The 4,329-nt window shown below is 61.9% G+C and carries 3 protein-coding genes and 1 pseudogene; all 4 read left to right on the forward strand.

Annotated elements, in window-relative coordinates:
* Window positions 1-111 (forward strand): annotated as a pseudogene (locus EN914_RS39365) (ABC transporter permease); the annotation flags it as partial.
* 609 nt (window positions 112-720) lie between these two features.
* Window positions 721-1,590 carry an MBL fold metallo-hydrolase gene (locus EN914_RS26065; RefSeq protein ID WP_013525257.1) on the forward strand — a complete coding sequence of 290 codons (870 nt, stop codon included), beginning with the start codon at window positions 721-723 and terminating at the stop codon, window positions 1,588-1,590.
* A gap of 521 nt (window positions 1,591-2,111) precedes the next feature.
* The gene (cyoA, locus tag EN914_RS26075; RefSeq protein ID WP_024505437.1) at window positions 2,112-3,134 is read left to right on the forward strand and encodes a ubiquinol oxidase subunit II; all 1,023 of its coding nucleotides are present in this window, start codon (window positions 2,112-2,114) and stop codon (window positions 3,132-3,134) included.
* A 2-nt stretch (window positions 3,135-3,136) separates the two neighbouring features.
* Window positions 3,137-4,329, forward strand: a 1,193-nt coding sequence (locus tag EN914_RS26080) for a cbb3-type cytochrome c oxidase subunit I (protein WP_206527238.1), incomplete at its 3' end; no start/stop codon positions are given.

The raw sequence follows: 4,329 nt of genomic DNA on the forward strand, positions 1-4,329 counted from the left end.
GCCTACTGGCAGTCCGTCATCCGGGGGCTCTTCCTGCTGGTCGTGGTGCTGCTCCAGGCGCGGCTGACCGGACGGCGCGGAAGCTGGCCCGCGACGACAAGTGGCCCATGAGCGCCGCTAAAGTGCAACGCTAATTGCCGTCGTTGCATCTGTCCGTTTGCCGAAGAAACCTCGCGGATAATCCCCAAAATGCAAGTCCCAGAGGCATGGTGAGGAGCCCACATGCGAGGGTCCGAAAATGCGCATTTATAGCCATTGCAGTCCGCGATACGCGCCACCCACTTAGCAGCCTTGTGCCTTCAGGGACCGGACCATGCGAACAACTCACTCAAAACCTGCCATTGAAAAGCTGACGAAGCGCGAAGCTTCCGGACCGAAGCATCTGTTGCTGGTCCTTGCGTCCCACTTCGCTCATTGGAAGCCGTTTTTGGACAGTCGGCTTCGAACTCGGCCGCCTTGTTCGGACCCGAAACCGTGTTGGCGAAATACCGCATCCGATCGGGCGCGCCCGATCTTCGTTGCTCAGTCCAGCGCCCTTGCGTGAGCGGCTTCTGTCAAACCGATTGGCCGAGCCTTTGTTCCGGTGGTGGACTGTCTGCGATCCGGGTGGCGAACGAGGATCAAGGAAGGAACAAGGGGGCCGTGCCCAAGTTCGGGGCGATGTTCCACCGCCGCCGATGAACTCGAGCGGCTGCGCAGCAACAACCGAGGCACGGGATCATGACCGTTCAGATTCGACTTTCCGAGATCGACCACGCCAGGCGCGAAGATCATGGCGACGGTGCCTGGAGCATCGCACCGGACCTGGGTTATTTGCGGCTGGCAATCGTCAATGTCGTGTTCTTCGGCGCACCGCGCAGCGGAGATCGGAACTGGGTGCTAATAGATACGGGGTTGCCGACGTCGAGAAGCAGTATTCTTGCGGTCGCGGAAAAGCGGTTTGGCACCAACGCACGGCCTGCCGCGGTTATCCTGACACACGGCCATTTTGACCATGTGGGAACGGTTCTGGACCTCGCGAATAGGTGGGAGGTGCCCGTCTTCGCGCATCGACTCGAGTGGCCCTATTTGGACGGAACTGAATCTTATCCGCCACCGGATCCCTGGGTCGGGGGCGGACTGATGGCGCTGCTTTCGCCGCTCTTTCCGCGCGGGCCGATCGATCTTGGCAACCGATTGGAACTCTTGCCCGCCGACGGATCGGTCCCCGGAATGCCCGGATGGCAATGGCTGCACACACCCGGGCACGCCCCTGGTCACATTTCGCTCTGGCGCGAGGAAGACCGCTCGCTGATCGTAGGGGACGCTTTCATCACCACCGGTCAGGAGTCCGTCTATGAGGTCGCCGTCCAGGATCTCGAGATGCACGGTCCGCCGCGCTACTTCACGCCGGACTGGGATGCGGCGGAAAGATCTGTGAAGCGTCTGGCTGCCCTGAACCCTCAGATGGTCATCACTGGACACGGTGCGGCTGCCGCTGGAGTGGGCATGCGTAAAGCTCTTGACAGTCTGGCTGAGCGCTTCACGGTGTTCGCCGTCCCGCCGAAATCAAAATTCGTACGCGAGCCAGCGACGGCTGCAAATAGCTGAGGTAACCGAGCCGCCGTCGTTGTGAATATGGTCACGTTGGACAACTCCATCTCTCGAGCAGGTAGAGTTCCCCCCCTCGGGTCGCGCCCATGTCGCCCAAACACTGACAAGCGGAACAATCCCGGGAGGCGCCAGTTAGGCGTCGCACGCTTGGGCGACTTGCGGCCAGCCCCGAAAAAATCCCGCGTCAGGAGCAGACGTCAGATGGAAAACGAGCACCCCGAAGGACGTGTCCTCTCCGCCGGCGCGGCGATCGGCAAGAAGTTCGGGCCCCCACCGGTCGTCACGAGCCATGACTGGCGTCGATTCGCTCATGGGCCAAAACCGTGGAGCGGTCCCGGCTCCACCAGCTTGATGGGGTGATCGACTTAGCTGTGCTCCATCGCCGTGCCGCCGAATTGGAGTTTGTGCACGAGCCAGCGAGGAGGAACAAACCTGGGAAGCGCCAGTTAGGTCCTTCGTCCGGCGGAGGGCGGCACCCCGGCCACGCGCCTTGAAGTTGGTTCAGAGGAAGGCTTCAGATGAGAAGTGCCAAGAGCGCGTGCCCCAAGAACGCGTCCTCTCCAGGATTGGTGGCCGAGCAAGTGTTGTTGCGATCCAGCTCCAAGCCGGGGCGGCGACTGCTCTGGATCCCGGCAATCGCATTCTTGCCCGGTTGCGCGGGGGGTGTGCTCGACCCGCAAGGACCCATTGGCTCGGGCAACCGCACGATCCTCTTGAACTCACTGGCGGTGATGCTGGTGATCGTTGTTCCGACGCTTGTTGCGCTCTTGGCCTTCGCATGGAAATTCCGCGCCTCGAACAGCGACGCGCGCTATGACCCGGAGTTCACCTATTCGGGGCGCATCGAGTTGATCGTCTGGTCGATCCCCACGCTCACCATCCTTTTCCTGGGCGGGCTGATCTATTACGGATCGCACCAGCTCGATCCGCGCAAACCGATCCCTTCCGCGCAGCCGCCGCTCGACATCCAGGTGGTGGCGCTCGACTGGAAATGGCTGTTCCTCTATCCCGAGCAGGGCGTGGGCGCTGTCAATCAATTGGTTATCCCCGCCGGCGTTCCAGTTCATTTCAAGCTGACCTCGGCCAGCGTGATGAACACGTTCTTCGTGCCCCAGCTTGGCAGCATGGTCTACGTCATGAACGGCATGCAGACCGAGTTGCATCTGCAGGCCGACCGCGAGGGCAGCTTTTTCGGCCAGTCGGCGCACTTCAGCGGCGACGGCTTCTCGGACATGAACTTCAGCGTGAGCGCGGTTTCAGCCGATGCCTTCACCCGCTGGACGTCGTCGCTGCGTGGCGGCGGCGGCGTGCTCAACGCGAATGCCTACCGCGAGCTCGCCCGGCAAAGCACCAACGTGCCGCCGTCCACGTTCGGTCATGTTCAGCCCGGGCTGTTCGATGCCGTCGCTCAGCAGATATTGCCCCCGGGTCCGGGGCCGGCCGAAAGTGCCGCCGGCGGCGAGCCACAGGTGAGCCCAAAGGCATTGCCCGCGGCGGCGCCGCCGACGGGGCATCATCCACAGGCAGAAGGGGCGGAATGACGATGCTGGGCAAGCTCGACTCGTCGGCCATTCCCTTCGATCAACCCATCCCGCTCGTCGCGGCTCTCGGCGTCTTTCTGGCAGGGGTCGCCGTGCTTGGATGGATAACGGTGAAGGGCTACTGGCCCTATCTGTGGAACGAGTGGATAAGCTCGGTCGACCACAAGCGCATCGGCGTGATGTACATTGTGCTGGCGATGCTCATGCTTCTGCGTGGCTTCATCGATGCCATCATGATGCGCACGCAACAGGTGCTGGCGATCCACGGGCCGGGCTACCTGCCGCCGGAGCATTACGACCAGATCTTTTCCGCGCACGGCACGATTATGATCTTCTTCGCGGCGATGCCTTTCATGATCGGCCTGATGAATTTCGCCGTACCGCTGCAGCTTGGCATACGCGATGTAGCCTTTCCGACACTCAATTCCGTCAGCTTCTGGCTGACGGCTTCCGGAGCCCTGCTGGTCAACATCTCGCTTGTCATCGGTGAGTTCGCGCGCACCGGCTGGCTGCCCTATGCCCCCTTGTCGGAGACCACCTACTCGCCGGGCGTCGGTGTCGATTACTATCTGTGGTCGATCCAGATCTCCGGCGTCGGCACGCTGCTTACCGGCGTCAACCTGGTGACGACCATCCTAAAGATGCGTGCGCCTGGTATGGGCTACCTGCGAATGCCGATGTTCTGCTGGACCTCGCTCGCGTCCAACCTGCTCATCGTCGCAGCCTTCCCGATCCTCACCGCCACGCTGGCGATGCTGACGCTGGACCGCTATCTCGGCTTCCATTTCTTCACCAACGAAGCCGGCGGAAATCAGATGATGTTCGTCAACCTGATCTGGGCCTGGGGCCATCCCGAGGTCTACATTCTGGTGCTTCCCGCCTTCGGCATCTTCTCCGAGGTCTTCTCGACATTCTCGTCAAAGCCGCTGTTCGGATACCGTTCGATGGTCGCGGCCACGATGTTCATCTGCATCGTCTCGTTCATGGTCTGGCTGCATCATTTCTTCACCATGGGCGCCGGAGCAGACGTCAACGCCGCCTTCGGCATCGCCACGTCGGTCATCGCCGTCGGCACCGGGGTGAAGATCTACAACTGGCTCTTCACCATGTATGGCGGGCGCATCCGCTTCGACACGCCGATGCTTTGGGCGCTGGGCTTCGTGACCACCTTCACCGTCGGCGGCATGACCGGCGT

The organism is Mesorhizobium sp. M7A.F.Ca.CA.001.08.2.1, from assembly GCF_003998455.1.
GTDB lineage: Bacteria > Pseudomonadota > Alphaproteobacteria > Rhizobiales > Rhizobiaceae > Mesorhizobium > Mesorhizobium ciceri.

What these genes read in the sequence shown, in the direction of transcription:
- EN914_RS26065 (WP_013525257.1), top strand. Translation starts at nt 721, where the DNA reads ATGACCGTTCAGATTCGACTTTCCGAGATCGACCACGCCAGGCGCGAA.
- cyoA (WP_024505437.1), top strand. Translation starts at nt 2,112, where the DNA reads ATGAGAAGTGCCAAGAGCGCGTGCCCCAAGAACGCGTCCTCTCCAGGA.